The sequence below is a fragment of the Streptococcus sp. SK643 genome (assembly GCF_000259505.1).
In the GTDB taxonomy this organism is placed as follows: Bacteria; Bacillota; Bacilli; order Lactobacillales; family Streptococcaceae; genus Streptococcus.
In genome coordinates this window covers 1-23,305 of the sequence record NZ_AJMM01000020.1, presented here as the reverse complement: position 1 = coordinate 23,305, position 23,305 = coordinate 1, and the positions used below count along the sequence as shown (strand labels likewise).

22 protein-coding genes are annotated in these 23,305 nt (G+C 36.8%); 20 read left to right on the top strand and 2 right to left on the bottom strand.

Annotated features, from left to right (window positions below; genetic code table 11):
• Positions 1-49: 49 nt before the first annotated feature.
• The 19 genes from HMPREF1117_RS08245 to HMPREF1117_RS08155 all read left to right on the top strand — a co-directional run bounded on the left by HMPREF1117_RS08245 (position 50) and on the right by HMPREF1117_RS08155 (position 20,290).
• Entirely contained in the window at positions 50-2,179 is a 2,130-nt protein-coding gene (locus HMPREF1117_RS08245) for an ATP-dependent nuclease (RefSeq protein ID WP_001217197.1), read from the top strand.
• Positions 2,146-4,122, top strand: a complete 1,977-nt coding sequence (locus tag HMPREF1117_RS08240) for a UvrD-helicase domain-containing protein (RefSeq protein WP_000068633.1) — start codon at positions 2,146-2,148, stop codon at positions 4,120-4,122. Before HMPREF1117_RS08245 ends, HMPREF1117_RS08240 begins: the two co-directional genes overlap by 34 nt.
• A gap of 498 nt (positions 4,123-4,620) precedes the next feature.
• Complete coding sequence (locus HMPREF1117_RS08235) at positions 4,621-5,364, top strand: hypothetical protein (RefSeq protein ID WP_000815016.1); 744 nt, start codon at positions 4,621-4,623, stop codon at positions 5,362-5,364.
• Positions 5,365-5,367: 3 nt separating this feature from the next.
• Positions 5,368-6,132: a restriction endonuclease gene (locus HMPREF1117_RS08230; protein ID WP_000013832.1), complete on the top strand. Its 765-nt coding sequence runs from the start codon at positions 5,368-5,370 to the stop codon at positions 6,130-6,132.
• A 72-nt stretch (positions 6,133-6,204) separates the two neighbouring features.
• Positions 6,205-7,425, top strand: coding sequence for a DNA cytosine methyltransferase (locus HMPREF1117_RS08225; protein ID WP_000185416.1), 1,221 nt, complete (start codon positions 6,205-6,207; stop codon positions 7,423-7,425).
• Between the two features lie 70 nt (positions 7,426-7,495).
• Positions 7,496-9,073 carry a hypothetical protein gene (locus tag HMPREF1117_RS11910; protein WP_000263671.1) on the top strand — a complete coding sequence of 526 codons (1,578 nt, stop codon included), beginning with the start codon at positions 7,496-7,498 and terminating at the stop codon, positions 9,071-9,073.
• A 117-nt stretch (positions 9,074-9,190) separates the two neighbouring features.
• Complete coding sequence (locus HMPREF1117_RS08215; RefSeq protein WP_001134796.1) at positions 9,191-9,766, top strand: TetR/AcrR family transcriptional regulator; 576 nt, start codon at positions 9,191-9,193, stop codon at positions 9,764-9,766.
• Positions 9,763-10,443 carry an ABC transporter ATP-binding protein gene (locus HMPREF1117_RS08210; protein WP_000615313.1) on the top strand — a complete coding sequence of 227 codons (681 nt, stop codon included), beginning with the start codon at positions 9,763-9,765 and terminating at the stop codon, positions 10,441-10,443. Before HMPREF1117_RS08215 ends, HMPREF1117_RS08210 begins: the two co-directional genes overlap by 4 nt.
• A 3-nt stretch (positions 10,444-10,446) precedes the next feature.
• Complete coding sequence (locus HMPREF1117_RS08205; protein ID WP_000493180.1) at positions 10,447-11,592, top strand: FtsX-like permease family protein; 1,146 nt, start codon at positions 10,447-10,449, stop codon at positions 11,590-11,592.
• Positions 11,593-11,996: 404 nt separating this feature from the next.
• On the top strand, positions 11,997-12,587 hold the full coding sequence (rpoE, locus tag HMPREF1117_RS08200) for a DNA-directed RNA polymerase subunit delta (protein WP_000418407.1): 591 nt from the start codon (positions 11,997-11,999) through the stop codon (positions 12,585-12,587).
• Positions 12,588-12,951: 364 nt separating this feature from the next.
• The gene (locus tag HMPREF1117_RS08195) at positions 12,952-14,559 is read left to right on the top strand and encodes a CTP synthase (protein WP_000105238.1); all 1,608 of its coding nucleotides are present in this window, start codon (positions 12,952-12,954) and stop codon (positions 14,557-14,559) included.
• Between the two features lie 115 nt (positions 14,560-14,674).
• Positions 14,675-14,974, top strand: coding sequence for a DUF4651 domain-containing protein (locus HMPREF1117_RS08190; protein ID WP_007557129.1), 300 nt, complete (start codon positions 14,675-14,677; stop codon positions 14,972-14,974).
• Positions 14,971-15,288 (top strand): thioredoxin family protein, encoded by a 318-nt coding sequence (locus HMPREF1117_RS08185; RefSeq protein WP_000615777.1) that lies wholly within the window; start codon positions 14,971-14,973, stop codon positions 15,286-15,288. The genes HMPREF1117_RS08190 and HMPREF1117_RS08185 overlap by 4 nt, the downstream gene beginning before the upstream one ends.
• Positions 15,289-15,303: 15 nt before the next feature.
• Positions 15,304-15,930, top strand: coding sequence for a YtpR family tRNA-binding protein (ytpR, locus tag HMPREF1117_RS08180; protein ID WP_007557121.1), 627 nt, complete (start codon positions 15,304-15,306; stop codon positions 15,928-15,930).
• A gap of 41 nt (positions 15,931-15,971) precedes the next feature.
• The gene (locus tag HMPREF1117_RS08175) at positions 15,972-16,733 is read left to right on the top strand and encodes an SDR family NAD(P)-dependent oxidoreductase (RefSeq protein ID WP_001107791.1); all 762 of its coding nucleotides are present in this window, start codon (positions 15,972-15,974) and stop codon (positions 16,731-16,733) included.
• A gap of 77 nt (positions 16,734-16,810) precedes the next feature.
• Positions 16,811-17,206: a single-stranded DNA-binding protein gene (locus HMPREF1117_RS08170; RefSeq protein WP_000282456.1), complete on the top strand. Its 396-nt coding sequence runs from the start codon at positions 16,811-16,813 to the stop codon at positions 17,204-17,206.
• Between the two features lie 270 nt (positions 17,207-17,476).
• Positions 17,477-17,761, top strand: coding sequence for a co-chaperone GroES (groES, locus tag HMPREF1117_RS08165; RefSeq protein ID WP_000917322.1), 285 nt, complete (start codon positions 17,477-17,479; stop codon positions 17,759-17,761).
• A 15-nt stretch (positions 17,762-17,776) separates the two neighbouring features.
• Complete coding sequence (gene groL / locus HMPREF1117_RS08160; protein ID WP_000031578.1) at positions 17,777-19,399, top strand: chaperonin GroEL; 1,623 nt, start codon at positions 17,777-17,779, stop codon at positions 19,397-19,399.
• Positions 19,400-19,522: 123 nt separating this feature from the next.
• Positions 19,523-20,290, top strand: a complete 768-nt coding sequence (locus HMPREF1117_RS08155) for an epoxyqueuosine reductase QueH (protein WP_000567561.1) — start codon at positions 19,523-19,525, stop codon at positions 20,288-20,290.
• A 191-nt stretch (positions 20,291-20,481) separates the two neighbouring features.
• Here HMPREF1117_RS08155 and ntdP read toward each other — a convergent pair whose 3' ends face one another.
• Entirely contained in the window at positions 20,482-21,015 is a 534-nt protein-coding gene (gene ntdP / locus HMPREF1117_RS08150; RefSeq protein ID WP_000775315.1) for a nucleoside tri-diphosphate phosphatase, read from the bottom strand.
• An 87-nt stretch (positions 21,016-21,102) separates the two neighbouring features.
• Positions 21,103-21,879 carry a recombination regulator RecX gene (recX, locus tag HMPREF1117_RS08145; RefSeq protein WP_000705107.1) on the bottom strand — a complete coding sequence of 259 codons (777 nt, stop codon included), beginning with the start codon at positions 21,877-21,879 and terminating at the stop codon, positions 21,103-21,105.
• A 37-nt stretch (positions 21,880-21,916) separates the two neighbouring features.
• Between recX and rlmD the strand changes: the two genes are divergently transcribed.
• Positions 21,917-23,272 carry a 23S rRNA (uracil(1939)-C(5))-methyltransferase RlmD gene (gene rlmD / locus HMPREF1117_RS08140; RefSeq protein ID WP_007557133.1) on the top strand — a complete coding sequence of 452 codons (1,356 nt, stop codon included), beginning with the start codon at positions 21,917-21,919 and terminating at the stop codon, positions 23,270-23,272.
• Positions 23,273-23,305: the final 33 nt, after the last annotated feature.

Sequence of the window (23,305 nt, the reverse complement as noted above, 5' to 3'; positions counted from 1 at the left end):
TTTCTCAACATTTGTTGGTAACGCTTTCTTTATGAAAAGGAGAATTCTTATGAGAATTGATAAAATTACTATTGAGGGATATAGACGCTTTAATAAGAGTACAATAAATTTAAATCATGGAAATTTTGCTATTTTAGCAGGAGCTAATAATAGTGGAAAAACTTCGCTTATTCAGCTGTTAGACATTGTTTTCAATAATAAATCAAGAAAGTCAGTGGATTTTAATGATTTTTCTATCTCATTAAAGTCTTTGTTGGATAAAAAAGTTAAGGAATTAGATCTTTCCTCAGATTTTAATGATGAGAAGTTCATTGAATTTATAAATTATATTAATGAACATATAAAAATAAAACTTCAAATTGTATTGTCCTATGATGTGGAGGAATCCATAGGTCTATTTGCAAACTACCTAATGGATCTAGAAGATGATATGCGGAACTTTTATTTTGAATACAATTATAAACTCAATACAGAGGTAATAAAAGAAGAATTTATTAAACAAGATATCAAATCAGCTACAATACTTCAAGAAATCATAGAACAAAATACAGAAAGTATTTATTTTTATGCTGATAAAGATTTCAATAATAAGAAAATTATTGAATATAAAGATTTTAAAAAATTATTCCATTTTGAATATATATCTGCTGATAGAGAACTAGATGATGAAAATCTTAAAAATAAAAAGATAACTACATCAATTATTTCATCATCCGATTCCACTAATCGTGATTCTGTATGGGATAGTAAATTTGATGAATTAAAAAATAAAATAGCTAATGATTTGGCTGAATCAGAAATTGATTATAGTTTTCAAAAAGAAACACAAAAAATTTTATCTGACTTAAAAGGTAGTCTAGATAATGTATCAAAAAATGAAATTGAAGCTTTAGAAGCGAAATTTCATTTTAACGAAAAGAATTTATTGAACTTGATTAAGGATAGTTTATTAATAAATTATTCACACAGTACTGATGAATTTTTGTTTAGTTTAACTGAAGAATCCCAGGGTCTGGGTATTAGTAATTTAATTTATATGAGTCTTCAAATTGATAGATTTAGTAGAACTATTCAACCAACTACTGTTAATTTATTTGTTATAGAAGAACCTGAAGCACATATGCATATACAGATGCAGAAAGTGCTAGTTAGTTATATTGAAACGATTTTTAGTAGCAAAAAAAATCTACAGGGAATTATTACAACTCATTCCACTGAAATTGTGAAAAATGTAGATGTTAATGATATAAAGGTAATTCGTTCAGAAAATAACTTTATGAATCGTATTGTTGATTTACATCAATTTATTAACGATAATGGAGAAAAAGAATTTTATGAAACATTCTTTAAGTTGAATTTCGCAGACTTAATTTTTTCAGATGCTGTTATTTTTTATGAAGGAGATGCAGAGCGAATGTATTTTGAAAGTTTGATTAATAGGAAGGATTCAAAGTACAGTAATTTAGCCCGACAATATTTAAGTTATTGTCAATGTGGTGGTGCTTATGCACATAAATATTTTCCACTATTAAATGAATTGGAAATTATGGCCTGTGTTTTTACCGATATTGATTATGATAAAGAAAGAGAGGAGTTAGATGGAATATGCAGAGATAAATCTTCTAATACGACTTTAAATTCAATATTATCTGCTGACAATAAAGATGTTGCTGATATTTATCAACAGCAGCGTCAAGATAGAGAAAAGAATATAGAAATTTTTACCCAAACATATAGAGATGGATATGCTAGAACATTAGAAGATGCTTTATTATATAAAATTATTTCTCCAACAGGGGAAATGAAAAGTGTGTTTGAAAAATTTAACAAATCGGAGTGGGACAAATTTAATGAATCTTTTGAATTGACACTACCTAATATTACTTCTGGCAAAGAGTGTAGTATGAAAAGAGAGGAAATATATAATAGATTAGATATATCAAAAGAAAATAGGAAAATTGACTATCTGAGAGATAACCATCCTGAAGAGTATGCTGAGTATGAGAAATTCAAAGAAACATGTGAACCAAAACGTTCAATAAGAGATATAGTTTCAATTATTGATAAAACAAATTTTATGTACTCAATTATTTTTAAAGATAAAGTAAATGAAGTGTTACCTAATTATATCGAGGAGGGATTATCGTGGCTCAACAACAAAATAACTTCTACAAAATAAATGCTCCTGCTGGAAGTGGCAAGACTTACTTTATTAGTAAGACTATTAACGATATTCTTAATAATGAACCATTTGTTAAAATTTTGTGTATTACCTATACTAATAGAGCCTCCCAAGTAATGCAGGAAAGAATTGTTTCTCCAAACGTTGAAATATCAACTATTCATAGTTTCTTAAATAAGTTTTTAAAGCCATTCTTTAGAAATGAGAAAGTTATAGACTATTATCTTGAAATTTATAAAGAAGAAATTGAGACTACACTCAAAGAAGAAACAAAATTAAATAGATATAAAGAAAGATTTCAAGTAGAGGGTGAAGTTTCTGAGGAGACAATAAAATCAAATTTATATGAAATTTATTATAATGAACGACAATACTCATCCGTGTTAAATGGTGGTTTATCTCATGATGATTTATTGAACTTTTCATTTAAATTAATAGATAGATTTCCTAAAATTGGGTTTAAGTTACGTGAGATGTATGATTATATTTTCATTGATGAGGTTCAAGATACAAATGCAGATATTTTGAGATTTTTTTATAATTCGGCTAAAGATAGTTCAACAAATGTTTATTTTCTTGGAGACAAGATGCAAGAAATTTATAATAAATATGATGGTTCGTTTGAAACTGAATTTAGAGAATTTGATGGTAATCTCTCAAAAACCTTTACCACCAATTACCGATCCTCTGAAGAAATAGTTGATTTATTAAATAATTTATACCAATCTTCTTCTAGAGTAAAACAAGTCGCTTACAAAGGCAAAAAAGGTCAATTCCCTCAATTAGTCTTCACAGATAACATTGAAAAATATTTATTTGATAATAGAGAGGCTTACGAAAAGTTTTATAAATTAAGAACAATTAATAAAAAAAGGTTTCAAAACATCAATAATAGTGGAAAGTCTGCTGAAGAAATCTATAAAATATATCAGAAAATATACCCTAATAATGGTCGTGTTAGTGTAATGGATGTTCTGGTTAACAGTAACTATGATGAAAATCCTGATGTGCTAATGTCTTTTTTAGGTTTGCTATTTCAGGTATTGAGTGAATATCATAGTAAAAATTATGGTGAAATGATACGACTCTTAAAAAATAGCAAAAATAACTTATCTTTTGGTAAATCTGTTCCAGTTTTTGACAGCAACATTTTGAAAATTGAATTTCATCAGGATAAGGTAAAGATGAAAGAAAAAATGGATCTCTTTGTTAAGCTATTGGAATCTAAGGATCTTTTAGGAATTGTAATCCAAGAATTGGTAGCTAATAAAGTTATTAGTGATGACTTTTATAAATTTATATTTTTATATGACAAAAACGGAGATTTTCTTTATACTGATTTATTTTGCTCTTCAATTGAATTATTTAAATTGATAGATGAATATAATAGAACTCCCATGGTGTCAACACAACATGGGGTTAAAGGAGAAGGGCATAAAAAGATACTATTTGTAGCAGAAAATTCAAGTACCCCAGGTATTAAGATATATGAATTTCTAAATCTATTTTCAAGTTTTTATACTCAAAATATTGTATTTAATTTCGATAGTTTTCAACAGTTTTATTATGATTTTAATCATGATATTTTATCACTAGAAGAAAAATTAGGAAAAAAAATAAGAAAAATTGATGTAGGTGATAGAGAACGATACTTTAGTGATTTTCAAGAGATTTTTAATAAGTACCTAGATAATGATTATTTTAAATTTATTTGTTTAAAAGAAAATAAACTTAACTTTCAAAAGAAAACAGCAATAAAGAAGATACAAGAAAATATTTTTAATAATAATTTAGTTAGATCAGTCTTAACAGCTTACAAACTTTTTTATGTTGGATGTTCTCGAGCAGAGGAAGAATTAGTTGTATTGATTGATGCAAATCAAATTGACAATATGGAGGAATTTAAAAATTGTTTCAACCAAATTGGTTTTCAGATATAGATATATAAAGTCTAAAGTATCTAATCCGTGCTGTTCGTAATGCGCGTGCGGAAGTAAACGTAGGAGCAAGTATGATACGACCGTAGCACGAATTGATGAGATGAAGAAGTTTGTGAAATAAGCGCAGAAGAGTCTGGGACAAAAGTCTAGCCTTAAATATAAAAAGCGAACAAAACGAGTTATCTGACACTCAGAATTCTGTCTTGTTCGCTTTTTTGTCTAATCTATCGATTTTTAAAATTTATAATAAAGAATTCCTAAAATCAAAATCTTTTTGTCCCAGACTCTTTTTGGTATAATGAAAAATGAAAGAATATATAGTGGATTGAATTTGGAGTAGTACATTGAGATTTCTAAAACATTGTTAGAAATTGGTTTGGATTTCCTAATTAATTTGTTCATTTTTTATGTCATTTCACTGTAAATTAACTTTTAACAATGATTTAGAATTCGTGTTGTACTATTCTACCTGCAATTAACTATAATTGGAGAAAAATATTGAAACAAACTTTAAAAGAAATCGTATATTCAATGTATATTGAAAGATGCAAGATGGAGAGACTACGGAATACGAAGGTTTTTAAAAATATAAATATCCCAGGAAAACTTATTGAACATTCACTTGATCTTTATGTTGAATTTACTCAGATGAATAATATAGAAATAATTGTCATTAAGATAATCGAGGGTAGCATAGTAACAGAAAAGGATATTTGGGACTTTACAAATGTTATAAACGATTTAAAGTTTTTTCCAAGGGCAGTTATTTATTTTGATCAATATATTTCTACAAAAGCTATTGAAATGGCTCAGAAATGTAATATACAGACTAGGAAATTTAATTTTGCAAAAGAAGTGGAAAGGAAAGTATTTTCAACTCTACAAGTATTGCTTCCCAATAACGAAGTTATTGGCGATCCTTTTTGGACTTTGATGGAAATTGATTTAAATGGGAATGTTAATGGAAATTATTTTACATTCGAAAACACCATTCTTTTATTTTTATCTAAAAAGCAGGCAAAGATATGGGCAGAAAAACAAAATTCTGTAAATAGTAGCAATTATTCAGTTTTTGGTTTATCTCAAGAACATCTCAGAATTTTAATGAATCTAGTAGAAAAAACTAATTCAGATAACAAATTTGGAATAGTTTTAAGTCAATACGAACAGTGCAGTTTAAATGAGTTTAAAGTTTATAGTATTGATTCTAAATATTTACGAGAATATTATTTGAGGAAATAATCTATGGCAAATTCAAAAAGCAAAATAAAGAGCACTACTAAGGGAATGGAATTCGAAAAAGTCATACAAAAAATCTATCTACTAATAGGAATGAAAGATAGAATAAGTGCAAAGGTTGACAGAGATGTTACGTTGATAGGTAGTGATGGTAGTACAAACCAATTTGATGTTATATATGAATACGAACATTTAGGTTCAATTTTTAGAGTTGCTATCGAGTGTAAGGACTGGAATAAGCCTGTCAATGTTGCAAGTTTAAGAGATTTTTATTATAAACTGCGCAATGTTGGTGGTCTAAACGGTATATTTATTTCCAAAGATAGTTATTTTCAGGACGGAGCTAAAAAAGTCGCTATTTTTAACGGAATTAAGATTATGCAGTTTAAAGAATTCAATAAATTCATTTCTTTTGATAATGAGTATTGTTTAACACCATCACAAGATACTGTAGGAGATCCTTTTTGGACATTAATGATGATAAATGGTAAGAATCTGTTTGAACAATTACAAGTTAATGGTACTATATTACTGTTTGATAGTAAATTTTTTGCTGATTATTTCTTTAAAAAACAACTATTAAGTAGTTCGGAATACAAAGTAGTTGGTTTAAGCCAAAGTCATTTAAAGTCAATAAAAAAAATATATAATAACCACAAAGGAATTAATATCAAAATATTTAATCCCGTAAAAAGTAGCTTAAGTATCCTTGATTTTCACTTTAACGAAAATATTAACAGCAATGATTTGGATTGGTTTATAAGAGAATAGATTATTTATTATTTGTAACAATTTATTTATGTTATACTAGAAAAGTCAATATTTTAGAAAGCAGGTTACTACATGACAAATTCTGTAAGTTCGAACCGACCTGAGAAGTACAACATTGCAGCTTTCTTCTCAGGTGTTGGGGGAATTGAGTTGGGATTTGAACAGACCAACGAGTTCAGAGTGGTGTATGCCAATGAATTTGATAAGTATGCGCGTCAGACTTATCAGTTAAACCATCCAGATACCTATTTGGATGGTCGTGATATTCACGATGTTCAGCCAGAGGACATTCCAGCTGAGCGTGTGGATGTGATTATGGGAGGTTTCCCTTGTCAGGCCTTTAGTATTGCGGGTTATCGCAAGGGCTTTGATGATGATCGTGGCGATCTTTTCTTTGAGTTGCTTCGCATGATTGAGGGGCGTAAACCTCGTGCTATTTTCATCGAAAACGTCAAGAACATGGTCGGCCATGACCATGGCAATACTTTCAAGGTTATTCGTGAAGCCTTGACCGAGAACAACTACTTTATCAAGTGGAAGGTTCTCAACGGAAAAGACTACGGAAATATCCCTCAAAACCGTGAAAGGATCTACATTGTTGGTTTTGATAGCAAGGAAGCTTATGACTTGTTTGAATTCCCAGAGGAAATCAAGCTGACTACGAGTCTTCAGGATGTGATTAACTTCGACGATCAGCTAGACGAGATCTACTACTACCGTGAAGGCAAGCAGAATTTCTACGACCAGTTGAAATTTGAAGTCACTAGTCAAGATACGGTTTACCAGTGGCGCCGTCAGTATGTCCGTGAAAATAAAAACGGTGTTGTCCCAACTCTAACAGCAAATATGGGAACAGGTGGACACAATGTTCCATTGATTTTGACGGACAGTGGCGAGATTCGGAAGTTGACTCCCAAAGAAACCTTTAATGTCCAAGGATATCCTAAATCCTTTAAAATCCCAGAAGGGGTTTCTAATGGTCAGCTATACAAGCAAGCTGGAAACAGCGTGGTTGTTCCTGTGATTAAACGCATCGCAGAGAATGTTGCCAAGGCTTTGAACGAAAGTCAAGGGAAATCTCAACTTAATCGCTCAGGAAAAATTGCCATTATCTACACCAAAATGAATGGTCAGTTTGAAGGTCAGTCCTATGTCAAGGATTTTGTAGATAGCTATGATCAGGCTCTTGAAAAAATCAAGGCTTATGATGATGGTTTAGCCCTTCTGTCAGATGAAGAGTATTTGAGACTTGTTAAAAAACAAGGCAAACTCGAATTTTACAGTATTAATTAACGAATATATAAGAGGATTAGTGAAAAACTAATCTTCTTTTGATATACTGAAAATAGAAAAGAGGGCGCTTATGTGGGAACATCTAAAGTCTGAACAAAAAGACAAATACAAAACCTTAATTACCAACTTCGCTAGCTTGAGCCAAGCTTTCTCTCAAAAGGCAGAATCCGAAGATGAGGGACAAACAGAGAATTATGTTGCTCCGATTGTTAATTCTAAATTTCAAGAAACAGTCTTCCAGAAGGCTTTTAATGCGGTTGGGGAAGATATTGCCAATACCTCCTATGATGCCTCTGTCGTTGTGGATGAAAATCATAAATACCTAGTAGGTATCAAATCTTTTGGGATTAATTCAGGAGACCAAAAAATTGCCCAGTTCAAGAAAGATTCTCAATCTTGGACGGACTTATTGGGTGATATCAAGTTTCATGCGGATATTGCTGCTGATAAAGAAGCTGCAGACAAGGAAAACTACCAACGCTATGAAGAGTTGGCGCGAAAGATTGCGATCCTTAGGAATCAGAGAATCGAATCATCTAAGGCACAAATCAAGGGATTCAACTCAGATTCGGTCAATGTTGAAGCTGTTTATCACGTTTTGATGCCGACACCAAAGGGAGAAAATCCTAAGATTTTTGTTGGTGAAACATCTTATTTACCAGTCGATATTGATAACCTGGTCATTGAAGGTTCTACCACCAAAAACAATCCAACCAATTTTCGATTTACGGATGGGCAACACCACTACAAGTATACAGCGGCTGACAGCCAGCTCCACATGACTTTTAACAATAAAGACATTGTGGTAGATACTTGGGACGTTCATTATATTGAAGATCCTTTTTCTCTCTTTGAAAACCTTCATTTACTGACAGCTAAAAAGGATAAAACCGATATCTTAGAAACAGTGTCTTGGGTTATTACAGATAAACATGGAAATGTGGAAGAAAACTCTGGTTTCAATGCTTTTAACGGAGGATCAAAACTAGCTAAGAAAGATCGTCTGCCACGGATTCTAAAGATTCAGGAAAAATTCAAAGACAGTCTGGCTCCAGAAGAACTAGCCTTTGTGACTTTTTCTTTAGAAGAAATCCTCTTGAAAAAGTGGACTGGCAAGGAAGAAAAAGTTCAGATGAAGGTTATTCGTGAGGACTTGATTCACTTTGTTCATAATACTGGCAATGAAAAACTTATTAAAGAAATTGAACAACTTGTATATCGTCCAGTTAGTGAAGTTTACATTCCCCTGCCTGACTCTAAGAACTTCCATGACGAAAGGCCAGACTTCTTTGGCTCTGGATTTGGGACTTTTGAACCTGGAACTAAAAAATTAGCTCTATCTAAAGAAGAAAGAACTTTTAAACTACGCTTTTTATCTTCTGGTGATGCTATTAACGCCTATATAAATCAAGAAGCTGGAAAGGCAATTCAGTCAACTGATAAGCAAGAAATTCTTGGCAACTGGATTTTACGAGGAGTCTTCCAGTTGAAAAAACGAGAAGTCTTGACAGGTCAACGACTCAATGAACTTGAAATCAATGGTCTTCGTTTGACTAAGTTTAAAAATGGGGAAATTGGTATTGAATTCATCTGGATTGATACAGAAAATCCACCAAGCGATGCCATCGGCTGGGTAGCAAAGAAATAAAAAGTTCGCTGTCTTTTTGTTTTGTGTTTTACAGTTTTTTCTTGACAAGTCTTTCTTTTTTATGGTATTCTTTATGCAACAATCGTTGCGCAACTAATGTTGCGCGAAAGGAGTCTTATGCCACCAAAGGTTAAATTTAGTAAAGAGGCTATCATTGGGACAGCTTTACAATTGGTGAGAGAAGAGGGCATGGCTAGTTTGACGGCTCGAGCATTAGCGAAGCAACTGGGAGCCACACCAAGAGTCATTTTTGGGCAATTTGCCAATATGGCCGAGTTACAAGCAGAGGTTATAAGTGCTGCGGAAATGGTCGTGGTGGAGTATATTCGTAAGGCCTTAGAAGATGAGAAGCCTTTTCGATCCGTCGGGGTTGCTTATATCCTTTTCGCCTCAAAAGAACCCCAACTCTTTCAATTGCTTTTCCAAAATCCCAGCAAAGATCCGATTCGTCGCTTTCAAGATTTTCTTCCCGTGAAGGATCATAGTTACCAATTGGTTCTGGATTCGATCGTCGCAGACTATCCTTTGACTGTAGAGGAGGCTGGTCGCTTGTATCAGCATCTATTTATCTACTCACACGGGATGGCCTCAATGGTTGCTTTTGGCCTTTATCAATTCAGCATGGAAGAAGTGATTGGATTACTGACAGAGGTTTGTCAATCTCTCATCAAAGAAATGGTAGGAAAGAAATGATTCAACTAGAAAATGTGCACAAAAGTTACGGCCAAACCAAGGTTTTAAAAGGGATTGATTTGCAGATTCAAGATCAGGATGATGTGGTTATCCTCGGTCCTTCTGGATCAGGCAAGTCAACTCTCTTAAACGTTCTGTCAGGTTTAGAAAAGGTAGACGAGGGACATATCCTCATTCAAGGACAGGATTTGGCTCAACTCACAGATACTCAATTGACAGCCTTTAGACGTGAGAAGATTGCCTTTATTTTTCAGCAATATTATTTATTGCCTAATCTAACAGTCAGACAGAATGTAAAGATGGGGGCAGACCTGGCAAACAATCATAATTTTTTGCAGATTATCGAGGATTTGGGCCTTGGCGATAAGCTGGACAAGTATCCGAGTGAATTGTCAGGTGGGGAACAGCAGAGAGTCTCCATTGCTCGGGCCTTGGCCAAAAAGCCAGAGATTCTTTTCTTAGATGAGCCGACGGGAGCCCTGGATGAAGAAACAGGACGCAAGATTCTCGACTATATCTGGGAGTTAAAGGAAAAGCTGGGCTTTACCCTCATCATGGTGACGCACAACCAAAATATTGCGAATATGGCAAGAACTATTATTCGTGTCAATAGTGGCAAGATTACCGAAGTTGTGACCAATGATCGGCCTCAGACTGCTTATGAGATTGGATGGTAAGCCATGTTTTCAGTAAAAGATATTCGAAAATTAGTTGTCGTCAGTATAATTGGGGCTTGTGCGGTCTTTGTGGCCAATCTCTTCTTGAATTTTTACCTTGATATCGAGCAGTTGGAGATTTCTAAAACTAATCCCATGATTCAGACCTACTATGACGCTCAGGTTTCGCTTTCCTGGATGGTGGCTATGGTCAGTGGAGTCGTCTTGTCCTTGACGTCGGTCCTTCTCATGTGTTTTTATATCAAACAATTTGTCGATGATCACAAGGAACAATTAGGAATTTTAAAGGCTTTGGGCTATAGCAATGGCCAGTTGGCTAAACGATTTTGGGCATTCGGGCTCAGTTTTGGTGCCGGAGCGCTTCTTGGCTATTTCGCTTCTTTTCTTATGATGGGGCATTTTTATGACTTCCGGAATGAAAAGGGGATCCTGCCAGAAATCACCATTCATTTTCATTGGCAGCTCTTGCTTGCTTTTGTGGTCCTTCCAACGGCATTTTTTATGCTTATCGCGGTTGGTTATGCTAGAAGACAACTACAAACGCCGGCTCTTCGCTTATTGAAAAAGTCCCCAACACCAATCAAGGTCAAAAGGAGAAAGAGGGCTCCTAAGAAAGAGAAAGACTTCCTAAAAGAGCTGTCTTCGTCACTAATTTGGGGGAGAAAATCTATCCTGTTTTTTGTAGTCTTTGGCTCTATGTGTTTTGCGGCCATGGTTCAATTGTCCTTTGGTCTAAGGGACTACACAGATGACATCATCCAAACCATGATGATCATGATTGGCTTGATCCTTTCTTTCTCTATTCTCTTTTTGTCGTTGGGGATTGTCGTCTCAGAAAGTCGCGAAACCCTGGCTCTTATGAAGGCTTTTGGCTACACAGATCGTGAATGCCAAGGCCATATCCTATCTCCCTATCGTTTCTGGGCCTATCTAGGATTTGTTCTTGGGACTGCTTATCAGTACGCTATCATGGAAATCTTGATTGGTGTGATCAAAGATACGGTTCCTGAAAAGATTGAGCATCACTTTGATGGGAATGTTTGCTTCTGGACTTTGATCGGTTTTGCTGTGGTTTATGAAAGCCTCTTTTATCTATCCAACAGAAAACTCCAAAAGCAAACCATCAAAGAAGTACTCTTAGCTGAATAAATAGAGAAGGTTGGATTCTCCAGCCTTTTTCTTATGAAACTCGTTAACAAGAGAAGGATTTTTCACTATTCTAGGGGAAATGAAATAAAGGAAAGAAAACGAAGTTACTGGCAGGACCTGAAATGATCTTTTTACTTGATTTGACGCAACAAATAATCCTTTATCTCTGTAGGAATCCTATTGCAGTTTGTGGTTGGTATTGGAGTTGCAGTCTTGAGTTATAAATAAATCAATATACCTGTGGTCATGTTACACAGGTCTTTCAATTAGCTGAAATATTTCACCTTTATTTTTTCTTAACCTTTGACTATTCTGCAAAATTATCGTACAATAAAGAGTAAATGATAAAATGAGGTCAGAGTCTGTTTGCTCTGACGATAGTAGTATAAATGAGGAGAAACGCTTTGGAATTAGAAGTATTTGCTGGGCAAGAAAAAAGTGAACTATCTATGATTGAGGTAGCGCGTGCTATCTTGGAACTTCGTGGTCGCGATCATGAGATGCATTTTAGCGATCTTGTAAACGAGATTCAAAACTACCTTGGAACATCAAACAGCGATATCCGCGAAGCTTTGCCTTTGTTCTACACAGAGTTGAACTTTGACGGTAGCTTCATCTCACTTGGAGACAACAAATGGGGTCTTCGTTCATGGTATGGTGTGGACGAAATCGACGAAGAAATCATCGCTCTTGAAGAAAATGACGACGATGAAGTAGCACCAAAAGCTAAGAAAAAACGTGTCAATGCCTTCATGGATGGTGATTCAGATGCTATTGACTACAATGCAGATGACCCAGAAGACGAAGATGCATATGAAGCAGATCCAGCTCTTTCATACGATGATGAAAATCCAGATGATGAGAAAAACGAAGTGGAAGCTTATGATGCAGAAATCAACGAGATTGCTCCTGATGACTTGGGTGAAGACGTGGATCTCAACGAAGAAGATGACGAGTTTTCAGATGATGATGCTGAAACGAGTGAAGAAGAGTAAAAGACTTCACGGAGGAGATCACCTGATCTCCTTTTTTCTTACTTGAGCGGAGTAGTTGAGTGAGTTATTCGTTGTGATGCTGCCCTATTTTTGGTTTTCTGAAAATAATCTCTCTTTTTTCATATTTTACCAATTCGGGTTGACAAATAATCTGCTTTAAGGTATCATATTGTTCGGGCACCTCTTTTAGAGGTCGGGGCTCCCTAGTTACTAGGGAGCTATTTTTGTTTTTCAGGAAGTTATCTTCTTGTATTTTGGTTGTGAATCTGGTGCAGTCGTTCCAGATTATTCTTATTAGTAGGATCTTGTTTTCTATGTCCCCTCGTAGTTAACAAGACCTTGAGCATTTTAGAAAGAGGAATCTATGTCTACGAAATATATTTTTGTAACTGGTGGTGTGGTATCGTCTATTGGGAAAGGGATTGTGGCAGCAAGTCTGGGCCGTCTTTTGAAAAATCGTGGTCTCAAAGTAACCATTCAAAAATTTGATCCTTATATCAATATCGATCCAGGAACTATGAGTCCTTATCAGCACGGGGAAGTTTTTGTGACAGATGACGGAGCTGAGACAGATTTGGACTTGGGTCACTATGAACGTTTCATCGATATCAATCTCAACAAATATTCCAACGTGACAACTGGTAAAATTTACAGTGAAGTTCTTCGTAAGGAACGTCGTGGAGAATACCTTGGGGCAACTGTTCAAGTCATTCCTCATATCACAGATGCTTTGAAAGAAAAAATCAAGCGTGCCGCTCTAACGACCGACTCTGATGTCATTATCACAGAGGTTGGAGGAACAGTAGGAGATATCGAGTCCTTGCCATTTCTAGAGGCCCTTCGTCAGATGAAGGCAGATGTGGGTGCGGATAATGTCATGTATATCCATACAACCTTGCTTCCTTACCTCAAGGCTGCTGGTGAAATGAAGACAAAACCAACTCAACACTCTGTAAAAGAATTGCGTGGATTGGGAATCCAACCAAATATGTTAGTTATTCGTACAGAAGAGCCAGCTGGCCAAGGAATTAAAAACAAACTGGCCCAGTTCTGTGATGTGGCACCAGAAGCCGTTATCGAGTCTTTAGATGTTGAACATCTTTACCAAATTCCATTGAACTTGCAGGCACAAGGTATGGATCAAATTGTTTGTGACCACTTGAAATTAGACGCACCAGCAGCAGATATGACAGAATGGTCAGCTATGGTGGACAAGGTCATGAACCTGAAAAAACAAGTTAAAATTTCTCTTGTCGGTAAGTATGTTGAGTTGCAAGATGCCTATATCTCAGTAGTTGAAGCCTTGAAACACTCTGGTTATGCCAACGACGCTGAAGTAAAAATCAATTGGATCAATGCCAATGATGTGACAGTAGAGAATGTGGAAGAGCTTTTGTCTGATGCGGACGGAATCATCGTACCAGGTGGTTTTGGTCAACGTGGTACTGAAGGGAAAATCCAAGCTATCCGCTATGCGCGTGAAAATGATGTTCCCATGCTGGGTGTCTGCTTGGGAATGCAGTTGACTTGTATCGAGTTTGCTCGTCACGTTTTAGGTCTTGAAGGTGCTAATTCTGCAGAGCTTGCACCAGAAACAAAATATCCTATCATTGATATCATGCGTGATCAGATTGATGTTGAGGATATGGGTGGAACCCTTCGTTTGGGGCTTTATCCATCGAAGTTGAAACGTGGCTCTAAGGCAGCCGCTGCTTATCACAATCAAGAAGTGGTGCAACGCCGTCACCGTCACCGTTATGAGTTTAATAATGCCTTTCGTGAGCAGTTTGAGGCGGCGGGATTTGTCTTCTCAGGAGTTTCTCCAGATAATCGTTTGGTAGAAATCGTAGAAATCCCTGAAAATAAATTCTTTGTAGCGTGTCAGTATCACCCTGAACTGTCAAGCCGTCCAAATCGCCCAGAAGAACTCTACACTGCCTTTGTCACTGCAGCGGTTGAGAATAGTAATTAGCAAAATAGTAACTTTTAAAAACTAATAGTCTCTTTTTTATAATAAGAAAGGAGCTTGTGTTTTACTTGTTTTTCTGTTGCTTCCTCATTTGTCCTAAAACCTTTTTTGTGTTAAAATGAATGGTATGAAAGCTAAAAAAATGTGGATGGCAGGCCTGGCACTGCTTGGTATTGGGAGCCTTGCCCTTGCTACGAAAAAAGTTACAGATGACCGTAAGCTCATGAAGACTCAAGAGGAGTTAACCGCTATTGTGCGAGACCATTTTTCATACATGGGGGAAATTATGACCCTCTATGTTCAAGTTTATGAAAGCAGTCTAGAGAGCTTGGTTGGTGGCGTCATTTTTGAGGATGGTCGTCATTATACCTTTGTCTATGAAAATGAAGACCTAGTCTATGAGGAGGAAGTCTTATGATACAACCAGCAAGTTTAGAAGAATTGGCATCTTTAGTAGAAAAAGATGGCAAGAAAGTCTTCCTTTTTGTGGCGGACTGGTGTGGGGATTGTCGTTATATCTATCCTGCCTTGCCAGAGATTGAGGAGACTAATCCAGAGTTCACCTTTATTCGAGTGGACCGAGACCAGTATATGGATTTGGCCAAACTCTGGGATGTATATGGAATCCCTAGCCTTGTTGTTCTAGAAAAAGACAAGGAAATCGGTCGTTTTGTTAATCGCGACCGTAAAAGCAAGCAACAAATCAATGACTTTTTAGCAGGCCTGAAATAGGAGAAAATGGAAACAATGATTTTTACATATAACAAAGAACATGTCGGTGATGTCCTTATGGTCATCGTGAAAAATAGCGGAGATGCCAAACTGGATGTGGAGCGCCAAGGCAATGTAGCCCGTGTTTTTCTCAAAGATAATGGGGAAACAGTGGCTTGGAATATTTTCGAAGTTTCAAGTTTATTTGAAATTGCAGAGCGCGGTCAAGTCTTTTTGACAGATGAGCAAGTCGCTCGTTTGAACCAAGAATTGCAGGCGGAAGGTTTTACAGAAGAAATTGTTAATGATAAGGAACCTAAGTTTGTTGTCGGTGAAATTGTTGAGATGGTAGCTCATCCAGATAGTGACCACCTTAACATCTGCCAAGTTGCAGTCGAAAGTGACAAGACAGTGCAAATCGTTGCAGGGGCTCCTAATGCGCGTCTTGGATTGAAAACCATTGTAGCTCTTCCTGGAGCTATGATGCCAAAAGGCAATCTCATTTTCCCAGGCGAGCTTCGTGGCGAAAAGAGTTTTGGAATGATGTGCAGTCCTCGTGAATTGCATCTGCCAAACGCTCCACAAAAACGAGGGGTTATTGAATTGTCAGAAGATCAAGTTGTCGGAACTCCCTTTGACCCAGTGAAGCACTGGATTGTCTAGGAACTTGTCAGTATCTGATAGACCAGATAGAAGGAAATAAGATGGCAAAAAATGTTGTGATTACAGGAGCGACATCAGGAATCGGTGAAGCGATTGCGCGTGCTTATCTGGAGCAGGGTGAGAATGTCGTTCTAACCGGACGACGGACAGACAGACTAGAAGCCCTTAAGTCGGAGTTTACAGAAACTTTTCCAAATCAAACAGTTTGGACCTTTCCACTGGATGTGACGGATATGACCATGGTCAAGACTGTCTGCTCCGATATTTTGGAAACGATAGGGCAGATTGATATTTTGGTCAATAATGCCGGACTTGCTCTAGGATTAGCACCCTATCAGGACTATGAAGAGCTGGATATGCTGACTATGCTTGATACCAATATCAAAGGTTTGATGGCAGTTACTCGCTGTTTCTTGCCTTCTATGGTAGCAACCAATCAAGGTCATATTATCAATATGGGTTCAACTGCAGGAATATATGCCTATGCAGGTGCCGCTGTTTATTCAGCCACCAAGGCTGCGGTTAAAACTTTTTCAGATGGTCTGAGAATCGATACGATTGCAACAGATATCAAGGTGACGACCATTCAGCCTGGAATTGTCGAAACTGACTTTTCTACAGTGCGTTTTCATGGTGACACAGAGCGAGCAGTAACGGTCTATCAGGGAATTGAAGCTCTTCAAGCCCATGATATTGCAGATACGGTTGTTTATGTGACCAGCCAACCTCGTCGTGTGCAGATTACAGATATGACCATAATGGCCAATCAACAAGCGACAGGTTTCATGGTTCATAAAAACTAAAAAATTTCCTCGAAAAGTTACAAATTTCTGTAACTTTTTTTGATTTCCTACGAATAGATAAGTAGGAGGAAGAAAATATGTATAATAAAGTTATCATGATTGGACGTTTAACGTCTACACCAGAATTGCACAAAACTAACAATGACAAGTCAGTAGCTCGAGCAACGATTGCTGTGAACCGTCGTTACAAAGATCAAAACGGAGAACGTGAAGCTGATTTTGTAAACATCGTCCTTTGGGGTAGACTAGCAGAAAGCTTGGCAAGCTACGCAACCAAAGGTAGTCTTGTTTCAGTGGATGGAGAGCTTCGTACCCGTCGCTTTGAGAAAAATGGTCAAATGACCTATGTGACGGAGGTTCTCTGCACTGGTTTCCAACTTCTAGAAAGTCGTGCCCAACGAGCCATGCGAGAAAACAATGCAGGTCAGGATTTGGCCGACTTAGTCTTGGAAGAGGAGGAGTTACCGTTTTAATACTCTTTGAAAATCTCTTCAAACCACGTCAGATTCATCCACAACCTCAAATCTGTGCTTTGAGTAGCCTGGGGCTAGCTTCCTAGTTTGCTCTTTGATTTTCATTGAATATAAACATTGAAAAGTCTGAGTTGGTCTCAGGCTTTTTTATGCGTAGTAAATCAGACTTTTTCCTTGACTATTTCTGACCAAGTGATACAATAGAATTATGGATTAGCACTCAGGTGTAAAGAGTGCTAATTATATCTATCTCATTATGGAGGAAATCAGATGTTGAAACCGTTAGGAGACCGTGTGGTCTTGAAAATCGAAGAAAAAGAACAAACTGTTGGAGGATTTGTCCTTGCAGGTTCAGCTCAAGAAAAAACAAAAACAGCCCAAGTTGTGGCTACTGGACAAGGTGTTCGTACCTTGAACGGTGACTTGGTTGCTCCAAGTGTTAAAGCTGGAGACCGTGTCTTAGTTGAAGCTCACGCAGGTCTTGATATCAAAGATGGCGATGAAAAGTACATCATCGTAGGCGAAGCTAACATATTGGCTATCATTGAAGAATAGAAGGAGAAAGTAAGTATGTCAAAAGAAATTAAATTTTCATCTGATGCTCGTTCAGCTATGGTTCGTGGTGTCGATATCCTTGCAGATACTGTTAAAGTAACCTTGGGACCAAAAGGTCGTAACGTTGTTCTTGAAAAATCATTTGGTTCACCCTTGATTACCAATGACGGTGTGACCATTGCCAAAGAAATCGAGTTGGAAGACCATTTTGAAAATATGGGTGCCAAATTGGTATCAGAAGTAGCTTCAAAAACAAATGATATCGCAGGTGACGGGACTACAACTGCAACTGTTTTGACACAAGCTATCGTCCGCGAAGGAATCAAGAACGTCACAGCAGGCGCAAATCCAATCGGCATTCGTCGTGGGATTGAAACAGCAGTTGCTGCAGCTGTAGAAGCTTTGAAAAATAACGCTATCCCAGTTGCCAATAAAGAAGCCATCGCTCAGGTTGCTGCCGTGTCTTCTCGTTCTGAAAAAGTCGGCGAATACATTTCTGAAGCTATGGAAAAAGTTGGCAAAGACGGTGTCATCACTATCGAAGAGTCACGTGGTATGGAAACAGAACTTGAAGTTGTAGAGGGTATGCAGTTCGACCGCGGTTACCTTTCACAGTACATGGTGACAGATAGCGAAAAAATGGTGGCTGACCTTGAAAATCCATATATCTTGATCACCGACAAGAAGATTTCAAATATCCAAGAAATCTTGCCACTTCTAGAAAGCATTCTCCAAAGTAATCGTCCACTCTTAATTATTGCGGATGATGTGGACGGCGAGGCTCTTCCAACCCTTGTTTTGAACAAGATTCGTGGAACCTTCAACGTGGTAGCAGTTAAGGCGCCTGGATTTGGTGATCGTCGCAAAGCTATGCTAGAAGATATCGCTATCTTAACAGGCGGAACAGTTATCACAGAAGACCTTGGTCTTGAGTTGAAAGATGCGACAATTGAAGCTCTTGGTCAAGCAGCGAGAGTAACTGTGGACAAAGATAGCACTGTTATCGTAGAAGGTGCTGGAAATCCTGAAGCGATTTCTCACCGTGTTGCAGTTATCAAGTCTCAAATCGAAACCACAACTTCTGAATTTGACCGTGAAAAATTGCAAGAACGCTTGGCAAAATTGTCAGGTGGTGTTGCAGTCATCAAGGTTGGAGCCGCAACTGAAACTGAGTTGAAAGAAATGAAGCTCCGCATTGAAGATGCCCTTAATGCTACTCGTGCAGCTGTTGAAGAAGGTATCGTTGCAGGTGGTGGAACAGCTCTTGCCAATGTCATTCCAGATGTTGCTACCTTGGAATTAACAGGAGACGAATCAACAGGTCGCAATATTGTTCTCCGTGCCTTGGAAGAACCAGTCCGTCAAATTGCACATAATGCAGGATTTGAAGGTTCTATCGTTATCGACCGCTTGAAGAATGCTGAAGTTGGGATCGGCTTCAACGCAGCAACTGGCGAATGGGTCAACATGATTGAAGAGGGAATCATCGACCCAGTTAAAGTGAGCCGTTCAGCCCTACAAAATGCAGCATCTGTAGCCAGCTTGATTTTGACAACAGAAGCAGTCGTAGCCAATAAACCAGAACCAGCAGCCCCAGCTCCAGCCATGGATCCAAGCATGATGGGCGGCATGATGTAAAAGTAACTTATAAAAACACAGAAGGAGGGATGCGTATTCCCTCCTTTAATGGTTTTCTATTCTAAAGAGAATTGAGCTCTCCTAATTTATATGATAAAATAAGACTAGAAAAAGGAGAAGAATATGATCGATGTAGAAGAAATTCTGAGCAAGATGAACCCCAATCAGAAAATTAATTATGACCGTGTTATGCAGAAAATGGTCCAAGTTTGGGAGAAAAATGAGGAACGTCCAACCATTCTCATGCATGTTTGTTGTGCTCCTTGTAGTACCTATACTCTAGAATATTTGACCAAGTATGCAGATGTGACCATCTATTTTGCCAATTCCAACATCCATCCCAAGGCAGAATATCACAAACGGGCCTATGTTACTAAGAAATTTGTCAGTGATTTCAATGAGCGAACAGGTAACACGGTCCAATATTTAGAAGCGCCCTATGAACCAAATGAGTATCGTAAGTTAGTCAGAGGACTGGAAGAAGAGCCAGAAGGTGGCGACCGTTGCAAGGTTTGCTTTGACTACCGACTGGATAAGACAGCACAAGTAGCGATGGACTTAGGTTTTGATTATTTTGGATCAGCTCTGACGATTAGTCCTCACAAGAATTCCCAAACCATCAATAGCATTGGAATTGATGTTCAAAAAATCTACACGACTCATTATCTTCCTAGTGACTTCAAGAAAAATCAAGGCTACAAACGTTCGGTTGAAATGTGTGATGAATATGATATCTATCGTCAATGCTACTGCGGTTGTGTCTATGCAGCTAAGGGGCAGAATATTGACCTAGTTCAGGTCAAAAAAGATGCAACAGCCTTTTTGTTGGATAAGGATATCGAAAAAGATTACTCTCACATTAAGTTTACCGTTACAAAGTTAGAAAATTAGAAAACAAACCAGTTTAAAAGCTGGTTTTTATATTGCAAGAATGACTTACTAAAGTAAGGTGTTAATCAAGACGATCTGTTAATGTATTGGTAAAATTAGAAGTGAGATGTCGTTTTAAACGTTCTATATCAGAGTACACTTTTTTTAAAATTAAGCAAAAAAACCAGAGTTTCCACCCTGGTTTGACAACTTTACCGATTCTTTAGTTCTATGTAGCGTTTGTACCAAATGTTGACATAGGCTTCTGAGAAAGGACCACGTTCATTATTAATCCAATCAACAAGAATTTTGACATGTTCTTTCAAAATATAGTCTAAATCATCTGAATAATGCATTTTGCGTTTGTGGCGCTCATACTCTTCCACATCTAAAAGACGCTTTTCCCCATCTGTGAAAATTTTGACATCCAAATCATAATCAATGTATTTCAGTGCTTCTTCATCTAGATAGTAGGGACTAGCCATGTTGCAATAGTAGGAAATTCCATTATCACGAATCATGGCAATGATATTAAACCAATATTTCTTGTGAAAGTAAACAATAGCAGGCTCTCTAGTCACCCAACGACGACCATCACTTTCGGTAACCAGTGTATGATCGTTAACACCAATAATGGCGTTCTCTGTTGTTTTTAGTACCATGGTGTCTCGCCAAGTACGGTGGAGACTCCCATCATGCTTATAACTTTGAATTGTAATAAAGTCGCCTTCTTTTGGAAGCTTCATAACTAACCAACTTTCTACAATTTATAAGTTTATCGCTTACTATTGTACCATAAAATAGCCCAAAACATATGAATTTTATCTTAAAAATTAAAGATATTCTCTGAGGGCACTAGCTATATCCGAAAAATCATAGCCTTTTCGTGCTAAAACTTGAGTTAAACGCTGTTTAAGTTCGTATCCTTCATATTTGCGAGCATACTTAGCATATTGCTTATCAAGTTCCTTGAAGATGAGTTCCTGAGTCGTTTCTTGGTCAACTTGACAATCCAAGTCGTCAAAGGCACTTTTAGCATCAGAATAGGAAAAGCCCTTGTTGGTCAGATTTTGGATAATCTTATCCTGTAAAGCACGAGATGGAAGTTTTCCCTCATATTTTTTTAATAGTTTATTAGCTACACGTTGAGCAACTTCCGAAAAATCAAATTCTTTTAAAATCTTTTCTGTAGTAGATTTTGAAACCCCTTTTTGTGCTAGCTTCTGAGTCAGTACATAAGGCCCCTTGTCTCCTGAAAGTTGATTGGCATTGATGATAGCATAAGCATACTGGCCATCATTAATCCAATTATCTTCTTTAAGATTAATAATGACTTGAGAAACGATGTTTTCATCGATATCGTATTTTTTCAGATATTCTCTGACTTCTTTTTCAGTGCGAGATTTAAAGGATAGGTGGTAGAGAGCTAGATTCTTACCGTAAGAAAATTGAGCAAAGTCCTTAATCTCCTTCAATTCCTCTTGGCTTATCACCTTATCTCTTGATAACATAAAACGAACAATCGTATCTTCAGTAATGTAGCATTTGTCGCCATTATCAAGTTCCATCAGATAGAGTCTTTTTTTCTTTTCAAGTTTTGTGATTTTCATGTTTCTATTATAGCGTAATTTGTGATAAGATAGGGATATGAATCTGAAAGTGAAACAAAAAATACCATTAAAAATAAAACGAATGGGAATCAATGGAGAAGGGATTGGTTTTTACCAAAAAACCTTAGTTTTTGTACCAGGAGCCCTCAAAGGTGAAGACATCTATTGTGAAATTACTTCTATTAAACGTAATTTTGCTGAAGCAAGATTACTAAAGGTTAATAAAAAATCCAAATTTCGAGTGGTGCCCGCTTGTACCATCTATAATGAATGTGGTGGTTGTCAAATCATGCACCTCCACTATGATAAACAACTAGAGTTCAAAACAGACTTACTTCATCAAGCTCTTAAAAAATTTGCCCCTGAAGGTTATGAAAACTATGAGGTTCGTCCAACTATTGGTATGAAAGAGCCAAAATACTATCGAGCGAAGTTGCAATTTCAAACTCGAAAATTTAAAAATCGAGTCAAGGCAGGTTTGTATGCACAAAACTCTCATTACTTGGTTGAATTAAAAGATTGCTTAGTTCAAGATAAGGAAACACAGGTTATTGCAAACCGCCTAGCAGAGTTACTAACCTATTACCAAATACCAATTACGGATGAAAGAAAAAATTTAGGTGTCCGTACAATTATGGTGCGCAGAGCCAGAAAGACTGGGCAGGTTCAAATTATTATTGTTACAAATCGTCAGTTGAATTTAAACCTGTTAGTAAAAGATTTAGTAAAAGATTTTCCAGAAATAGTCACAGTTGCGGTTAATACCAATACTGCAAAAACAAGTGAAATATATGGAGATGAAACAGAAATTATTTGGGGTCAAGAAAGTATCCAAGAAGGTGTATTGGATTATGAGTTTGCTTTATCTCCTAGAGCTTTCTACCAACTAAATCCGGAGCAAACTGAAATTCTATACGGGGAAGCAGGCAAAGCTTTAGATGTCAAACAAGAAGACAATTTGATTGATGCTTATTGTGGAGTAGGTACTATCGGATTTGCATTTGCTAGAAAAGTGAAAACACTAAGAGGGATGGATATCATTCCAGAAGCTATTGAAGATGCCAAACGAAATGCTAAAAGAATGGGATTTGACAATACCTATTACGAAGCAGGAATGGCAGAAGAGATTATTCCACGCTGGTATAATGAAGGTTATCAAGCAAATGCCTTGATTGTGGACCCGCCACGCACAGGGTTAGATAATCAATTAATAGAAACAATTGTAAAACATACCCCAGAAAAGATGGTATATATTTCCTGCAACGTTTCAACATTAGCCCGAGATCTAGTCCAATTAGTAAAAGTATATAATGTCGAGTACATCCAGTCAGTAGACATGTTCCCACATACAGCTAGGACCGAGGCTGTAGTCAAATTAAGGAAAAAACTTTAAAAATAAATATTCGTTATATAGCACGGTCATACT